Here is a 15,877-nt window from a genome sequence, read left to right as displayed (position 1 = left end):
CTTCAGAGCAGTTTTCGACGGTGTGTACGAGTCATCCGCGGCACACCACCGGCGCACCCGAAGCACACGGGGGCGCCGACGGCTCACCGGCACCAGGGGTGACGCGGCCTCAGCCGCCCGCACCCGACCAGAAGTCGGAGCGGACGTCGGGCCGGGGCAGCGGATAGACGTCCTCGTACGCCGGACCGTTCGGCTCGGCGGTGGGAGCGGCGACCTCGGACTCCTCCACGCACGGGCTGTCGGCCTCCAGGAAGGCCTGCCCCTTCCCCCGGAAGGAGACGCTGACACCGAACCCGCTCTTCGTGACCGCGTAGACCGCCGGGAACTTCTCGTCCTTGTTGACCGCCTTGATCCGGTAGTCGTTCTTCCGCCAGAACGTCTCCGCACGGTCCAGGAACGTCTGACGGCGTTCGGGGGAGACGACCGTCATGACGGCCCGCCGGCGGGTCACACCGCAGGCGCGGGTGGTGGTCGGCCCGTGCGCCCACCGCACATCGGGGTCGATGCCCTTCAGGACGGCGTCCAGCATCGCGTCGGACTGCTCGGCAGCCTCCTGCATGTCCATCCCGCGCTCCTTTCCGGTGCTCACGCCGCCGTCGCGCGCGCTTGTGTCCTCACTGCCGCACCCGGACAGCACCACCCCCAGGGCAAGGACGATCGCGCCGAGATGCAGAGCCCGCTTCGCTCGACTCACTTCGGTTCCTCCATCTTGAGCCGGTCGGCGTTGCCCGACACGATCAGGGCGATGCTGTCCGCGGACACGGCGTCGCGTTCCGGGCTGAAGTAGTTCGAGTGCGAGTCCAGACTGATACCGCTCCCGCTGACGAGCGGCGGACCGTCGGCCACCGGGAAGCGCCGCGCCCCGAACGCCTTGCTCGCCGGATCCTTCCCGAACCACAGGTCGTCGTCACCCGGATCGGCCAGATCGCCGCCCAGATAGGCCCCACCGGGGCCGCCCAGGGCCAGCCCGATGCCGCCCACCACCACCTGGGTCTTCGAGGGCAGCTTGGTCACCGGGTCGTTGGCGGCGGCGCCCACGAAGACGTGCTCGCTGCCGACGCCGAGGTCCACGGCGTGGTCGACGCCGACCCCCGGACTGCCGACCAGGATGATGTCGTCGACCCCGGGAATCCCGCCGGGCCCGGCCGCCGCGGCGCCCACGGTCCGGGACCCGTAGGAGTGCCCGATGGCCGTCATGTGCGGGTCCTTGCTCTGGTTGGTCACGGAGATCCCGCCCATGAAGTCGCGGTAGGCCGCCCCGCCTTTCTCCGCGCGCCCCGTGCCCATGACGGCGAAGTAGCCCGCCGCCCCGTCCTTGTCCGGCAGCTGTGGCGCGTCGTACCCGAGCCAGACGATGGACGCCGTGGAGTCGTCGTACCCCTGCGCCCCGATCGCGGTGTCCCGGGCCCGCCCGAGGTCGTTCTTGGCGAACTCCTCGTCGAGCGAGGTGTTGAGTCCCGGTACGTACGCCGACACGTTCTGGGAGGCGTCGGGATTGCCGAACGAGACGATGGCCCGCCCGTTGCCCTCGTCCCCGATCCCGATGAGGTACATGGGCGGCTTCCCGTCCTCCTGGAGCTGCCGCTCGATCTCCCGCAGCCCGGCCAGCTGGTCACGGGCCTTGTCGGTGTCGACGCCCTCCAGCTTGTCGATGAGCGCGGGAAGGTTCCTGCGGTTGGCGGCGTCGCGCGCGAGGACCGGGATGCCGTCGAGATTGCCGATCCGCTCCGGGACCAGCTCGACGTACCGATCGCGCTCCTCCGGCGAGAGCCCGTCCCACCAGGCCTTGTTCCCGGCGGGCGTGGCGTTCTGCGGCATCCGCCCGCTCAGGTGCGCGCGCTCGGCGTCCCGCACCTCGGCGTCGACCCGCGCCCCCGAGCCTGGTATCGCCAGCCCGGCGCCGGCGCCGCCGACCGCCTTGTTCCAGTCCCAGGCGGCGCCGACGTAGTCGCCCCGATCCCACTTCTCGCCCGCGCCCCGGGTGTCGCGCCCCCACTGGTCGACGATGCGCCGACCGCTCTCGCCCGGCCGCAGGACCGCGTCGACGACCCCTTGCACGTCGCCGCCCAGCCCGTCCCCGAGGAACCCGTCGAGGAACCCGCCGCCGTCGGGGCCCGCGGGTCTACCCGCGTCGACCGGCACGATGGCCTCGCTCGGGGGGAAGGCGCCGCCGCCCTGGTCGCCCCCTTCGGGACCTGACGTGTCACCGGAGCCAAGGGTGTCACCGGAGCCGCCGCCGCTCCCGGCGGTGCCGCCGCTGTCTCCGCCAGTACCACCAGTGCCACGAGCGCCGTCAGTGCCGCCCGTGCTTCCGGTGGTCGCGGTACCTCCGGTGTCACGGGTGCCACCGGAGGTACCCCCGGTACCGCCGGTAAGACTGGACTCGTCACCACCACCACCGCCGCCGTCGGCTCCAGCACCGCCGTCCGTACCGGCACCCGGAGGAGCACCCTCGGGACCGCCGCTGTCGCCGCTCCCGCTGCCGTCGGCGCTACCTCCGCCGGCCACGACGTCATGCCCCGGGGCCGGGCACGAGCCACCGGTGAGCTCGCAGATCGCGCTACGGATCTCCGCGGTGAGCTGCCTGCCGGTTCCGGTGGCCGTCAGCCCGCCGACGAGCGCGACGACGACGAGGACGAGGCCCAGATACTCCAGCGCGGTCTGCCCGGCGTCGCGGCGGAGCTTCATCATCCGGGCGAAGCTGAACAGCCGTTGCTCGGCCCGCTGCTCCGGACCGCTCCGGAACCATCGACGGCTCCCCGGCCGGCACAGCAGCACGATGGCGGCCGTCGGTATCACCAGCCGGGCGACACCCCCCGCCCCGGCCCCGCCACTCAGCTCCGCGAGGGCGCCGAGGACGATCCACGCCTGAACGGCGAGAAGCCCGTACCAGACCCGAACCCCGCCCTTGCGGACGTACAGCGACAGCACGAAGGCGCCGATGCCGGGTAACGACGCGTAGAGCAACAGCCCGAGGAGGTACCCGTCCACCGCGTCCACCGAGGACGCCGTCGACAGGGCCTTGACCGCGCCGACCAGGGTGGCCACGAAGAGAACGTGAAGCAGGATCAGCACCGCCTGCAACGACCGGGGCATCAACCGCCCCGAATCCGCGACGGCAGCGCTTACATCGACGCCAACAGGGACCGCGCTTCTTCGTATGCCGGACAAGAGCAGTCCCCTACCTCGTGAGTGGGCGGAACGGGCGACAGATCAGTCACTCCGCGTATGCGACCACACGGGCAGGGGGCACGACATGGGCCCCAGGACCCAATACAGGGCTCAAAGCCCGCACTCACCGGCCCAGTTGGGCCAACTTGCCCCGATCCGCCGCCGCGTCGGCCGCGGCACCCTTTGACGAAGCATCGAACAGGCAGCCGACCGGCGCACCGACGGCTCTCGAACGGCGCATACGAACACGCCGTGCCCCGCGAACGCTGCAACCGCGTCAGGAACCCATGGCCATCATCGTTGCTCCTGGTCACACCCCGTGATACACAGAGTAACCAGGTGTATACGTGAAGAGCCGGACGAGCCGCAGGTCAGGGCGACCACCCCGGTCAAACGTGCGAGATCCGGGTAAAGAGACCCGGGAAGGCGTCGTGCGAGCGCGGTTTCATCAGCGAAGATAGAAGGCGACCCGTGCCGAACGGCACGGGCAGCGAACTACCCAACAGGGGCGGTGACTTACATGATCCTGGCAGCAGAGAAGGGCGACATCACCACCATCATCGGCGGAATCGCTCCGGACTGGGGGCCGTTCGGGACGCTGGGCAACGAGGCGCGCATCATGATCGAGGTGGTGATGGCCATTGCCATTCTGCTCTGCCTCGGCATCGCGATCTGGGGCGCGGCGAAGCAGCGCATCGGGGCGACGGCACTCCGCGACACGTTCAGCGCGGAGCAGGGCAAGGGCCTGATCGTGGCAGGACTGACAGGGGTCTTCATCATCGGTTCCCTGGGCACCCTGTTCACCATCGTCTATGGAATGGCCGTCTGACCCTCCGCCGGCCAGCTCCGCCGGGCCGCCCCAGCCCGCTCCCCACCATCCGCCCGTCGTGCCCACCGGCTGAGGTCGCGTTTCCCTGATGTCGAGTCACCACACCGCGCTCAAGCGGCAACCAGCACAGCTACCGTCGTCCTGCGCGGATCCGCACACGACCGAGGGAGCGAACGCGGCATGAGTCCCGGTGACGAGCACGACTACCGCGGCAAGGACCAGGGGGGGCGCCCGGACGACCCGTACAGCACCCTCGGCGGCACGCGTCAGACCCGCACCCGTCTCCCCGACGGCGACGCCGGGCTTCCTCACGCGCGCCGCCCGGTCCGCAACTCCCGCTCCCTCGTGACGATCACCGGTGTCGTGGTCCTCCTCATCGCTGCCATCGCCTTCGCCAACCGCGGCGGTGGCAGCGACAAGGACGCCGCCCCGGACGCCAAGAAGCCCGGGGCCGCGGGAAGCACCCCCACCGCGGCCACCGGCACGAAGCCCGTCGAGGGCAAGAACGGCACGATCGCCTCCGGCTTCGCCCGCGACGAACAGGGGGCGCAGAGCGCCGCGGCGAACTACGCGGTGGCGCTGGGGTCCGCGGAGATGTTCACGAAGGGGAGCCGCCACCAGATCCTCGACACCGTCTACTCGCCCGCGGCGGCGGAGAAACTCAGAGCACCTCAGGACCTGGCCTACTCAGCCGAGTTCCTCGCGCGCCTCGGTCTCGACCCCGACGGCAATGCCCCGCAGGGCAGCACCTTCATCTCGAGAACGGTTCCCGTGGGCACGAAGGTGCTCGCGTTCGACGACGACACCGCAAAGGTAGCTGTCTGGTACACGGGGCTCATCGGCATGTCCGGTCAGGACTCCACCAAGCCCGTCAGCACCACCTGGAAGACGTGGACGGCTCAGTTGTCGTGGTTGGACGGTGACTGGAAGGTGACGGGAGCGTCCGAGAGCGACGGCCCGGCGCCGGTTCCCGGTGATGTCGCGGCTTCCCGGTCGGACGCGATCAGCAAGGCCGTCGAGGAGTACGGAGGCTTCACTTATGCCAGGTAGCCCCAAGCGCCGTGGTCCCCAGCGCCGTGGTCCCCAGCACCGCTTCCGTTCGGTGGCCACCACGCTGATCGGACTGCAAGCCGTCGCGCTGACGTTCGCCGGACGCGCGGCCGCGGAGCCGACCCCCACCCCGACGCCTTCACCGAGCCCCAGCAACGACTGCAGCCTGCTGTTCGGCGAGGTGAAGAAGTTCTGCGAGGAAGGCGACGGCGACAGCGCTCCCAGCAGCGTCCCGGGGTCTCCCGACCCGACGGAGTCCCTCGACCCCCTCTCCTCCCTGGCCCGAGGCTGCGCCGACGCCGCCTCCTGGATCGTCGGCAAGCTCAGCGAGGCCGTCGAGTCCACGGCCAACGTCGACTTCACCAACCCCAAGTTCCTCCAGCAGTACGCCGTCATCTTCGCGGCCTCCACCATCCTCACCCTCGTCCTCTGGCTCCTCGCCGTGGCCAAGCGGGCCATCCGCGGCGTCCCCCTCACCACCGCGATCTCCGAGGCCGTCGGCTTCCTCTGGCTCACCGTCCTCGCCTCGGCCTTCACCCCGCTGATCCTCTACACGATCGTCTCCGCCACCGACGGCGTCACCGAGGTCATCTCCTCCGCCACCGGCGGCCAGACCGACGTCTTCTTCGGCTCGTTCGCCGAAGCCCTCAAGAAGGGCGAGGACATCGGCGGCGGACCGATCATGCTGATCGTCGTCTCGCTCGTCTCGATCCTCGCCGCCGGCATCCTGTGGCTGGAACTCGTCATCCGCGCCGCCCTGCTCTACGTCGGCGCGCTCCTCGGGATCGTCGTCTACGCCGGTCTCGTCGACAAGAACATGTGGGGCCACGTCCGCCGCTGGGCCGGCATCATGATCGCGGTGATCATGGTCAAACCGGTCATCGTCATCGTCCTCGGCCTCGCCGGAGCACTCTCCACGGGCGACGGCCCCGACGCCTTCTCCGCCGTCGTCTCCGGCCTCTCCATCATCCTGCTGGCCATCTTCGCCTCCGCCATGATCTACCGATTCGTCCCCGGCTTCGGCGACGAGATCCAGGGCGCCCGCACCAACCGCAAGCAGGCCACCGACGGCTCCCAGGCCGCCGCCATGATCAGCTCCCCGGCCGCCCTCGTCTCCCAGGGCATCAAGACCCACAGCGGCCGCAACGACCAGAACAGCGGCGGAGGCGGAGGCGCCCGCCCCGCCAACCCGGCCAGCGGCGGCGTCGCCGCCCACAGCTCCCGCACCACCGGCGGAGGCGGCGCCGCCCCCTCGCCCCGCAGCGGGTCCGCACCCACCTCCGGAACCCCTCACAGCAGCCGCTCCTCCCGAGGCGGAGGCGGCTTCGGCACCACAGGTAACTCGAACACAGGAGGTGGAGGGCGTTGACCACCCAGTCCCACACGATGACGCCCCGCCGCACGTATCTCATCGGCCGCGCCCGGCCGAACGCGATCGTCGGCAAGAACCGCGAGACCGGCGAGATCGCCCTCATCATCGCCGGCGCGTTCCTCGGCATGATGAGCGGACTCCTCGTCCCCGTCCTCTCCCTCCGCATCGTCTGCCTCGTCGGCTTCCCGATGCTGGCCCTCGCCATCGTGTACGTCCCGTACAAGGGCCGCACCTTCTACAAATGGTTCGAGATCAACCGCAGCTTCAAACGCTCCCTGCGCCGCGGCACCGCCTACCGCTCCACCGCCATGGAAGCGGGCGTCAGCTCCGACGGCCGTGAGGTCGAGATCGGACCGCCCCCCGGCATCGGCCGGATCAGCTGGCTCGCCGCCCCCTTCGGCCCCGACGAGATCGCCGTGCTCCTCCACGCCGACCGCCGCACCGTGACCGCCGCCATCGAGATCGAGGGCCCCGGCGTCGGCCTCCGTGACAGCGAGGACCAGGAAGCCCTCGTCGACCGCTTCGGCACCCTCCTCAAGCACGTGGCCAACGGCGACGGCTTCGTCACCCGCCTCCAGATGCTCGCCCGCACCCTCCCCGCCGACCCCGACGCCCACGCCAAGGACGTCGCCCAGCGCGGCGACAAGGCGTCCCCGGGCTGGCTCCAGGAGTCCTACGACCAGCTCCAGTCCATGGTCTCCACCTCCAGCGAGCAGCACCGCGCCTACCTCGTCGCCTGTATGCACTACAGCCGCGAACTGGCCGCCGAGGCCAACGCCATGGCCCGCGCCGCCCGCCCCCACGGCGGCCGCAAGCTCGACCGCGACGCCGGCCTCGCCGTCGTCATGGCCCGCGAGCTCACCGACATCTGCGCCCGCCTCGCCGAGGCCGACATCCGGGTACGCCAGCCGCTCGGCCAGAGCCGCCTGGCCTCCCTCGTGCACTCCATGTACGACCCCGACCACCCCATCGACCACATCCAGGCCATGACCAAGCGCAACGCCTGGCCCGCCGAACTGGACGCGGTCGAGCCGACGTTCCTCCAGGCCAAGACCCGCGAGTCCACCACCCGCGCCCCCTGGTGCCACGCCACGGCCTGGGTGAAGGAATGGCCGATGACCCCCGTCGGCGTCAACTTCCTCGCCCCGCTCCTCGTCCACACCCCCGACGTCATCCGTACGGTCGCCGTCTGCATGGACCTCGAACCCACCGAGGTGGCCATCGAACGCATGCTGACCGAGAAGACCAACGACGACGCCGAGGCCAGCCGCCAGGCCAAGATGAACCGCACCGTCGACCCCCGCGACATCGCCGCCCACGGCCGGCTCGACCAGCGGGGTGAAGATCTCGCCAGCGGTGCGGCCGGAGTGAACCTGGTGGGGTACATCACGGTGTCGTCCCGCTCACCCGAGGCCCTCGCCCGCGACAAGCGCACCATCCGCGCCTCGGCGGGCAAGTCGTATCTCAAGCTGGAGTGGTGCGACCGCGAGCACCACCGGGCCTTCGTGAACACCCTCCCGTTCGCCACCGGCATCCGCCGCTGACGCGGCCACCCCCAGAGCACACCGAACCGAACCGCGACAAGAGAGGGCACCCCCACCATGCGAGACCCCCTGTCCGCATTGTCGGATGCCTTCACCTCCTTCCTCTTCGGCAAGGTGGAGACGACCCGCCTCCCCGTCCGTACGTCGACGGGCCAGGCCCAGGCCGTCTACCTCCCCACCGCCGCCCCCGGCCTCGGCGACTCCGGCGTGATCATCGGCCGCGAGGTCTACAGCGGCAAGGGCTACATCTACGACCCCTTCCAGCTGTACGGGCAACAGCTCCCCGCCCCCCACTGGCTCGTCCTCGGCGAGTCCGGCAACGGCAAGTCGGCGCTGGAGAAGACCTACGTCCTGCGCCAGCTCCGCTTCCGTGACCGCCAGGTCGTCGTCCTCGACGCCCAGGGCGAGGACGGCGTCGGCGAATGGAACCTCATCGCCCAGGAGCTGGGCATAACCCCCATCCGCCTGGACCCCACCGCAGCCCTCAACGGCGGCATCCGGCTCAACCCCCTCGACCCCTCCATCACCACCACCGGCCAGCTCGCCCTGCTCCGTACGATCATCGAAGTAGCGATGGGCCACGGCCTCGACGAGCGTTCCGGCTTCGCCCTGAAGGTCGCCCACGCCTACGTCACCGCGACCAACACCGACCGCCAGCCCGTCCTGATGGACATCGTGGAGCAGCTGCGCCACCCGGAACCCGAGTCCGCCGAGGCGATGAACGTCGACATAGACGATGTACGGGCCTGGGGCCTGGACGTCGCCCTCGTCCTGGACCGCCTGGTCGACGGTGACCTGCGCGGCATGTTCGACGGCCCCACGAGCGTCGGCATCGACCTCGACGCGCCCCTCATCGTCTTCGACCTCTCGCACATCGACCGCAACTCGATCGCGATGCCGATCCTGATGGCGATCGTCGGCGTCTGGCTGGAGCACACCTGGATCAGGCCCGACCGGAAGAAGCGCATCTTCCTGGTCGAGGAGGCGTGGCACATCATCAACTCCCCCTTCGTCGCGCAGCTCTTCCAGCGCCTCCTGAAGTTCGGACGCCGCCTGGGCCTCTCCTTCGTCGCCGTCGTCCACCACCTCAGCGACGTGGTGGACGGAGCCGCGGCGAAGGAAGCGGCGGCCATCCTCAAGATGGCCTCCACCCGCACGATCTACGCCCAGAAATCGGATGAGGCCCGAGCGACCGGCCGGGTCATCGGCCTGCCCCGCTGGGCCGTCGAGATCATCCCGACCCTCACCCCCGGCATCGCCGTCTGGGACGTCAACGGCAACGTCCAGGTCGTCAAACACCTGATCACCGAAGCCGAACGCCCCCTGGTCTTCACCGACCGCGCCATGACCGAGGGATCGACGGACGACCTGCTTCCCGAGGACATCCGCGCCGCCGAGCTGGAGGCGGAACAACGGGCGGCCCGCATCGAGCACCAAGCACGGATGAACGAGTCGTCAGAGTCAACGGTGGCATGACATGGCACGTCAGCCGGCACGCGGCCGTGGCCCGGCCCATCACGACGGACACGACCGGCCCCAGGGCGGCGGCATCCCGGACGGCCTGCTGATCGGCCTCCTGGGCCTCCTCTTCGCCGCCACCCTGGTCGGCTGGACGGCCACCGGCCTCGCCGGGCTCTTCGCCCACGGGGCCTGGCCGGACGGCGTGACGTTCACCCGGTCCCCGCTCGCCCTGCGCGAACTGGCCACCGCCCCCCAGGACCTCGCCGCGGCCTGGCCGGGGACACCCCCGGCCCAGCTCTCCGGGTACGGCCTGTTCTGGGGCCTGTTCATCGGCGAACTGATGGTGCTGGTGGTCCTCGTGGTGTTCACGCTAGGAGTCGTGGCCCGTGGTCGTGCCGTACGGGAACGGCACCGCGAGGAACGAGCCCTCGGCACGCAGGAGAAGCAGCCCCCCGCACAGAACCCACCCCCGACCCAGCCCCAGACACCGGCACCAGCACCAGCACCAGCGATGACGCACACTCACCCCGGCGCCGGCGCCGCGAGCACACCCGCGGCCACAGAGACGCCCACTCCCTCCGAGGCCCCCAGCGGACCTCTGAACTCCCCCGGGCCCCCCGGGACCTCCGAGGAGCCCCCCGGAATCGCCCCCTCCGACGCCCCTCCCACCCACCACCACCCCCACGCCCTCTCCCTCCCGTCCCCCCGCACCCCCCTCCTCGTCTACGCTCCCGCCCCGGCCCGGCGCCCCACCGTCGTCCGGGCCGTACACGACGCCGAGGGCCCCGCCCTCGTGGTCACCTCGGACCCCACCGTCTGGGCCGAGACGAAAGACGCCCGCGCCAAGCTCGGCCCGGTCCTCGTCTACGACCCGGGCCACCTCTGCGACACCCCCGCCCGCCTCCACTGGTCGCCCACCACGGGCTGCGAGCTCCCCGACGTCGCCGCCGCACGCGCCGCCGCCCTGCTCGCCCCGGTACGCCCGCAGGCCCGGATCGACGCGGCGGTGGCCGACACCGCGCAGACGCTCCTCCAGTGCTGGCTGCACGCCGCCGCGGTGGACGGCCGCCCCTTCCGCCAGGTCCTCCGCTGGGCCTCCGGCTCCGGCGCCCACGAACCGGTACGCCTCCTCCGTACGCACTCCAAGGCCGCGTCCGGACTCGCCGGGCTGCTGGAGTCCGCCCTCACCGCCTATCCCGAACGCCGCGAAGTGGCCCAGGAACTGACGGTACGGGCGTTCGCCGCACTGTCCACGGTGCACATCCGCGAGGCCTGCACGGCGAACCGAGCGGATTCCCTCGCGCTGGAATCTTTTGCGGACGAAGGGGGAACGCTCTATCTGGTGGGCGAATCCATCGAGGATCCCCGCTCCCGCCCCGGCGCGATGCCCCTCCTCACCGCGCTGGCCGCAGACGTGGTCGAGCACGGCCGCCGCATGGCCGCACGGTCAACCGACGGTCGGCTCGACCCACCAATGACGCTCGTCCTCGACGACATCGCGGCCGTGGCGCCCCTGCCCCAGCTCCCGGAGCTGCTCGCGACCGGCCAGAACCGGGGCATGCCCGCCCTCGTGCTGCTCCGCTCCCGCGAACAGGGACGGGCCCGCTGGCAGGACCGCCTGCACGCCCCCGCCCCGGGCACCGTCTAGACGAAAGCCGTACGCGGCCGGACGAAAGCCGGACGGAGGACAGCGGAGCCCCGGCCGGACGAAAGGCCCCGGAGCGCCGCTACCCCAGGCGCCCGAGGACGTACTCCAGCTCCAGCTCGCCCCGGCCGCCCGGGGCCGGAATCCGCTGCCCGGAGGGGACGAATCCGAACCGCCGGTAGAACGCGGCGGCCCGCGGGTTCTTCTCGTGCACATAGAGGCGCACCCGCTCCAGCCGCGGCGAGGACAACGACCAGGCCCACGCGACGGCCTCCCGGAACAGCGCGTCCGTCACCCCGGCCCCCCGCACCTCGGGCCGGACGAACACCCCGACCAGGTGCGCCTGGTCCACCTCAGCGGCCTCCCCGAAGCGCACATCGTCCTCCGGGCTCTCGACGAGCACGGTGACCGTACCCACCCACACCCCCTCGGGCGACTCCGCGACGAACTGCCGGACACGATCGCCCCCGCCCTCGGCAGCGGCCGCGGCGCGCTCCTGCCAGAAGGCGTCCGGTTTCGCCACGGACTCCTCGTACGACTCCAGGAACGCCACCGGGGCCACCGGGTCCTTCAGAGCCTCCAGCCGCAACTGTCTGACCTGCGGCCATTCATCGGCCCGCACCGCACGCATCACATAATCCATCCCCCGATCCTCACCCCAGCCCGCCCGACGTTCAACCGACTAACCCCACCGTCACCACCGGGAACGCGACCGCCCCAGCCTCGCCCCCCACACACACCCGTCGTACCCCGGTACTACGGGCCGCGCCCACGTCCAACCCCCGGTCGGACGACCGTGCCGCGCCGTCTCCGTAGCGTCGACCGCATGATCAAGGCACACGGACTCACCAAGCGGTACGGCGACAGAACCGTCGTCCAGGACCTCGACTTCACCGTCCGCCCCGGCACGGTCACCGGCTTCCTCGGCCCCAACGGCGCCGGGAAATCCACGACGATGCGCATGCTCCTGGGCCTCGACGCCCCCACGCACGGCCACTCCACCGTCAACGGCCGCTCCTACGCCACCCACCCGGCACCCCTCACCCAGGTCGGCGCGCTGCTGGAGGCCCGGTCCGTCCACCCGGGCCGGTCCGCCCTCAACCACCTGATGGCCCTCGCCCACACCCACGGGATCCCGCGCCGCCGGGTCGAGGAGGTCATCGACCTCGCCGGGCTGACCGACGCCGCCCACCGGAGAGTCAAGGGCTTCTCCCTCGGCATGGGCCAGCGGCTCGGCATCGCCGCCGCACTCCTCGGCGACCCCGCCACCGTCATCCTGGACGAACCGGTCAACGGACTGGACCCCGAAGGCGTCCTGTGGATCCGCACCCTCCTCACCTCCCTCGCCGCCGAAGGCCGTACGGTCCTCGTCTCCTCCCACCTGATGAGCGAGATGGCCCTCACCGCCGACCACCTGATCGTCATCGGCCGTGGCAGGCTCCTCGCCGACACCACGGTGGCCGAGCTGATCCGCTCGGCGGGCGGGGCGTCCGTCAAGGTCGTCACCCCGCAGCCGGACGACCTGAGCGCCCACCTGACGGGTCCGGGCGTGACCATCACCGCCACCCCTGCCACCCCTGCCGCCACCACCGACGCCCCGGGCCACGAACTCCGGATCCGAGGAGCGGACGCCGCGCACATCGGAGGCGTGGCCGCCGCACACGCGATCACGCTGTACGAACTCACGCCGCAGACCGTGTCGCTGGAGCAGGCGTTCATGGACCTCACCCAGGAATCGGTGGACCACCGCCCGCAGCAGCGGACACCGGCGACTCCCGCCTCCTCCCCTCTCACCGGAGCAGCAGCATGACCACGACCCCGACCCAGCCCACCCTGCCATCCCCGAGCCCGAGCCCGAGCCCGAGCCCACCGCCATCACCACCGTCACCGCGGTACCGGATCACCGCGCTCCGGATCCTGCGCTCGGAATGGCACAAACTCCACACGCTGCGCTCCACATGGATCACCGTCGTCTCCGCGGTCGTCATGGTCCTGGGGGTCGGCCTGATCATGGGCGGGACGTACACCTCCGGCGGCGGGGACTCCGACGTCGACACGATCGTCCTGACCCTGTACGGCAGCATGCTCGGCCAGTTGTGCCTGGTCGTCCTCGGCATTCTGATGACCGCCGGCGAGTACGCGACCGGGATGATCCGCTCCTCGCTCACCGCCGTACCCGCCCGGCTGCCCGTCCTGTGGGCCAAGCCCGCGGTGTTCGCCGCCACCGTCTTCACGGTCATGTTCGCGACGGCCCTGGTCACGTTCGCGGCGGCCCAGGCCTTCCTCCACGACACCGACCAGGCCGCCTCGCTCACCGACCCGGGCATCGTGCGCGCCCTGGCGGGGAACGCGGCGGCGCTCACCCTGCTGGGCCTGCTCGCCCTCGGCCTCGGCGCGCTGCTGCGCTCGGTACCGGGCGCGATAGGCGCGTTCATCGGCGGGGTCATGATCCTGCCGGAGATCCTCGGGATGCTCCCGTACGACGCCGTGGAGCGCGCCATCATGTACTTTCCCACCCAGGCCGCGGGAGCCCTGGGCTCCGCCACCCCCATCCCGGGCACCATCTCCCCCGGCCCCGCCCTGCTCGCCCTGTCCGTGTGGGCGGGCACGACACTGGCCGCGGCAGCGCTGGCACTCGACCGCCGCGACGTCTGACCGCACGAGGAGCGACCAGGTGACGGACCACCCCCCGACCACCGGCACACCCCCGGCCCCCGACGTCGCCCCAGCACCACCCCCGCTCACCGGATCCACCACCGGCACCGGCGGCACGGCCCCTCTCACCCGCATCATCCGCAACGCCCTGGACCGGCTCCGCGCCTTCGACCGACGCCGGCCACGGGTCTGGGACGCGGCGGTGACCGGATTCTGGGTCGTGGCGGCGGTGCTCGACTACACCTCCGGCGGCTGGCGGACCGTCGCAGACGACGACGTGACGGCAGCCGAACCGCTGGTGCTCCTGATGAGCCTCTGCTTCTCGCTGCCGCTGCTGTGGCGCCGGACGCACCCCATGGCCGTACTGCTGCTGATGGCACCGGCGTCCCTGCTGAACGTCTGGACGGGCGCCGTGGTCCAGGCCGCACTCCTCCAGCTGATCCCGGTGTTCCAGATCGTCCTGCGCTCCTCGTTCCGTACGGTCGGGGCCGCGGCTGCCCTGTTCGTCGCCCCGGTCCTGGCCATCGGCGTCCGCATCGCCTCCACCTGGGGCCAGCAAGTGGTCTCGTACGTCTGGGGCCTGGTCTTCGTCGTCCTGCTGGGGATCGCGGTACGCACGCGTCGCGAGTACACCGAGGCCCTGGTCGAGCGGGCCCACCGGCTGGAGCACGAACGCGACCAGCAGGCCCGGCTCGCCGCCGCCGCCGAACGCACCCGCATCGCACGGGAGATGCACGACATCATCGGCCACAACCTGTCCGTCATCACGGGCCTGGCGGACGGCGGCGCGTACGCGGCCCGGAAGAGCCCGGAACGGGCGGGCCAGGCGCTGGAAGCCATCGGCGCCACCAGCAGGCAGGCCCTGTCCGAGCTGCGCCGTCTCCTGGGCGTCCTGCGCGACGACCACCCCGAGGCCGTACGCGCCCCGCAGCCGACGCTCGACGAACTGGCCCCCCTCATCGAACGCGTACGCCGGGCGGGGCTCCCCGTCCACCTGGAACTCCACGGCGAACCCCCCGCGCGGTCACTCACCCCGGGCCGCCAACTCACCGTGTACCGCGTGGTCCAGGAAGCACTGACCAACACCCTCAAGCACGCCACCCGGCCCACGTCCGCGACGGTCACGCTCACCTACTCGCGCACCCATCTCGCCGCCCGCATCACCGATACGGGCACCGGAGCCGGCACGACCGCGGACGCGGAGGAAGCCGCACTGCCGGCCCAGGGCATCATGGGCATGCGGGAACGCGCCGCGCTCTACGACGGCACCGTCGAGGCCGGCCCGCTGCCGAACCACGGCGGATGGCAGATAATGCTCCGCCTTCCCCTGGAGGACACGCACCCGTGACGACCGTACTCATCGCGGACGACCAGCCGATGCAGCGCTTCGGGTTCCGCATGCTGCTGGAGAGCCAGGACGACATGACGGTCGTCGGAGAGGCGGGCAACGGCACCGAGGCCGTCGGCCTGGTCACCCGCCACCACCCGGACGTCGTGCTGATGGACATCCGCATGCCGGGCCTGGACGGCATCGAGGCGACCCGGCGCATCATCACGTCGGGAGCCAGGACCCGCATCCTCATCGTCACGACGTTCGACCTGGACGAGTACGCCTACGACGGTCTGCGCGCCGGAGCCAGTGGCTTCCTGGTCAAGGACGCCCTGCCCGAGGAGCTCCTCGCCGGCGTCCGCGCGGTGGCCGCGGGCGACGCGGTGGTCGCCCCGACCCTGACGCGCCGCCTCCTCGACGCCTACGTCCACCATCTCCCGGTAACACCCGGTGCGCCGGGTGCGGCGGACCCGCGCATCACCGCGCTGACGGAACGGGAACGGGAAATCCTCACCGTGATCGGCCAGGGCTGGTCCAACACGGAGATCGCCGCCCGCCTCCACCTCGCCGAATCCACGGTGAAGACGCACGTGACCCGCATCCTCGCCAAAACCGGCGCGAGAGACCGCGTCCAGGCGGTCATCCTGGCCTACGACACCCGCCTCGTCACCCCGATGTAGGGGGTGCGTGGGGAGGGGTCCGGAAACGTCCCCTCAAAGGTCCTGGAACGCAGAAAAGCCCCGCACCAAAAGGTGCGGGGCTTTCCCGGAAAAATTGTTCGGCGGCGTCCTACTCTCCCACAGGGTCCCCCCTGCAGTAC

13 protein-coding genes are annotated in these 15,877 nt (G+C 71.2%); 10 read left to right on the top strand and 3 right to left on the bottom strand.

The genetic code is table 11. The features are described 5' to 3' along the window. Positions 1 to 109: 109 nt before the first annotated feature. Entirely contained in the window at positions 110 to 694 is a 585-nt protein-coding gene (locus AB0F29_RS37660) for a hypothetical protein (protein ID WP_361882316.1), read from the bottom strand. Further along, positions 691 to 3,096: an alpha/beta hydrolase gene (locus AB0F29_RS37655; RefSeq protein ID WP_361882313.1), complete on the bottom strand. Its 2,406-nt coding sequence runs from the start codon at positions 3,094 to 3,096 to the stop codon at positions 691 to 693. The genes AB0F29_RS37660 and AB0F29_RS37655 overlap by 4 nt, the downstream gene beginning before the upstream one ends. Before the next feature lie 595 nt (positions 3,097 to 3,691). Here AB0F29_RS37655 and AB0F29_RS37650 point away from each other — a divergent pair. From AB0F29_RS37650 to AB0F29_RS37625, 6 genes are all read left to right on the top strand, one after another. Next, entirely contained in the window at positions 3,692 to 4,000 is a 309-nt protein-coding gene (locus tag AB0F29_RS37650; RefSeq protein WP_003968086.1) for a hypothetical protein, read from the top strand. A 180-nt stretch (positions 4,001 to 4,180) separates the two neighbouring features. After that, complete coding sequence (locus AB0F29_RS37645) at positions 4,181 to 5,050, top strand: hypothetical protein (RefSeq protein WP_361882310.1); 870 nt, start codon at positions 4,181 to 4,183, stop codon at positions 5,048 to 5,050. A gap of 52 nt (positions 5,051 to 5,102) precedes the next feature. Continuing rightward, positions 5,103 to 6,419, top strand: coding sequence for a hypothetical protein (locus AB0F29_RS37640; protein WP_361882431.1), 1,317 nt, complete (start codon positions 5,103 to 5,105; stop codon positions 6,417 to 6,419). Beyond that, positions 6,416 to 7,966, top strand: coding sequence for an SCO6880 family protein (locus tag AB0F29_RS37635; protein WP_018959916.1), 1,551 nt, complete (start codon positions 6,416 to 6,418; stop codon positions 7,964 to 7,966). Before AB0F29_RS37640 ends, AB0F29_RS37635 begins: the two co-directional genes overlap by 4 nt. 57 nt (positions 7,967 to 8,023) lie before the next feature. Beyond that, positions 8,024 to 9,442, top strand: a complete 1,419-nt coding sequence (locus tag AB0F29_RS37630; protein WP_361882307.1) for an ATP-binding protein — start codon at positions 8,024 to 8,026, stop codon at positions 9,440 to 9,442. Between the two features lies 1 nt (position 9,443). Continuing rightward, a complete protein-coding gene (locus AB0F29_RS37625) occupies positions 9,444 to 11,075 on the top strand; it encodes a type VI secretion protein (protein ID WP_361882304.1) in 1,632 nt (543 codons plus the stop codon). 79 nt (positions 11,076 to 11,154) lie between these two features. Here the strand turns inward: AB0F29_RS37625 and AB0F29_RS37620 are convergent, their stop codons facing one another. After that, positions 11,155 to 11,715 (bottom strand): GNAT family N-acetyltransferase, encoded by a 561-nt coding sequence (locus AB0F29_RS37620; protein ID WP_361882301.1) that lies wholly within the window; start codon positions 11,713 to 11,715, stop codon positions 11,155 to 11,157. A gap of 183 nt (positions 11,716 to 11,898) precedes the next feature. Here AB0F29_RS37620 and AB0F29_RS37615 point away from each other — a divergent pair, with 183 nt between their 5' ends. The 4 genes from AB0F29_RS37615 to AB0F29_RS37600 are packed head-to-tail and all read left to right on the top strand — an operon-like array spanning position 11,899 to position 15,737. Further along, entirely contained in the window at positions 11,899 to 12,882 is a 984-nt protein-coding gene (locus AB0F29_RS37615; RefSeq protein ID WP_361882298.1) for an ABC transporter ATP-binding protein, read from the top strand. Next, on the top strand, positions 12,879 to 13,727 hold the full coding sequence (locus AB0F29_RS37610; protein WP_361882296.1) for an ABC transporter permease: 849 nt from the start codon (positions 12,879 to 12,881) through the stop codon (positions 13,725 to 13,727). The genes AB0F29_RS37615 and AB0F29_RS37610 overlap by 4 nt, the downstream gene beginning before the upstream one ends. 19 nt (positions 13,728 to 13,746) lie before the next feature. Further along, entirely contained in the window at positions 13,747 to 15,075 is a 1,329-nt protein-coding gene (locus tag AB0F29_RS37605) for a histidine kinase (RefSeq protein WP_361882293.1), read from the top strand. Beyond that, positions 15,072 to 15,737, top strand: a complete 666-nt coding sequence (locus AB0F29_RS37600; protein ID WP_361882290.1) for a response regulator transcription factor — start codon at positions 15,072 to 15,074, stop codon at positions 15,735 to 15,737. Before AB0F29_RS37605 ends, AB0F29_RS37600 begins: the two co-directional genes overlap by 4 nt. The last annotated feature ends 140 nt before the right edge of the window (positions 15,738 to 15,877 follow it).

The organism is Streptomyces sp. NPDC026589 (assembly GCF_040638385.1).
Classification (GTDB): Bacteria; Actinomycetota; Actinomycetes; order Streptomycetales; family Streptomycetaceae; genus Streptomyces.
This window is presented reverse-complemented; position numbering and strand designations above follow the sequence as displayed.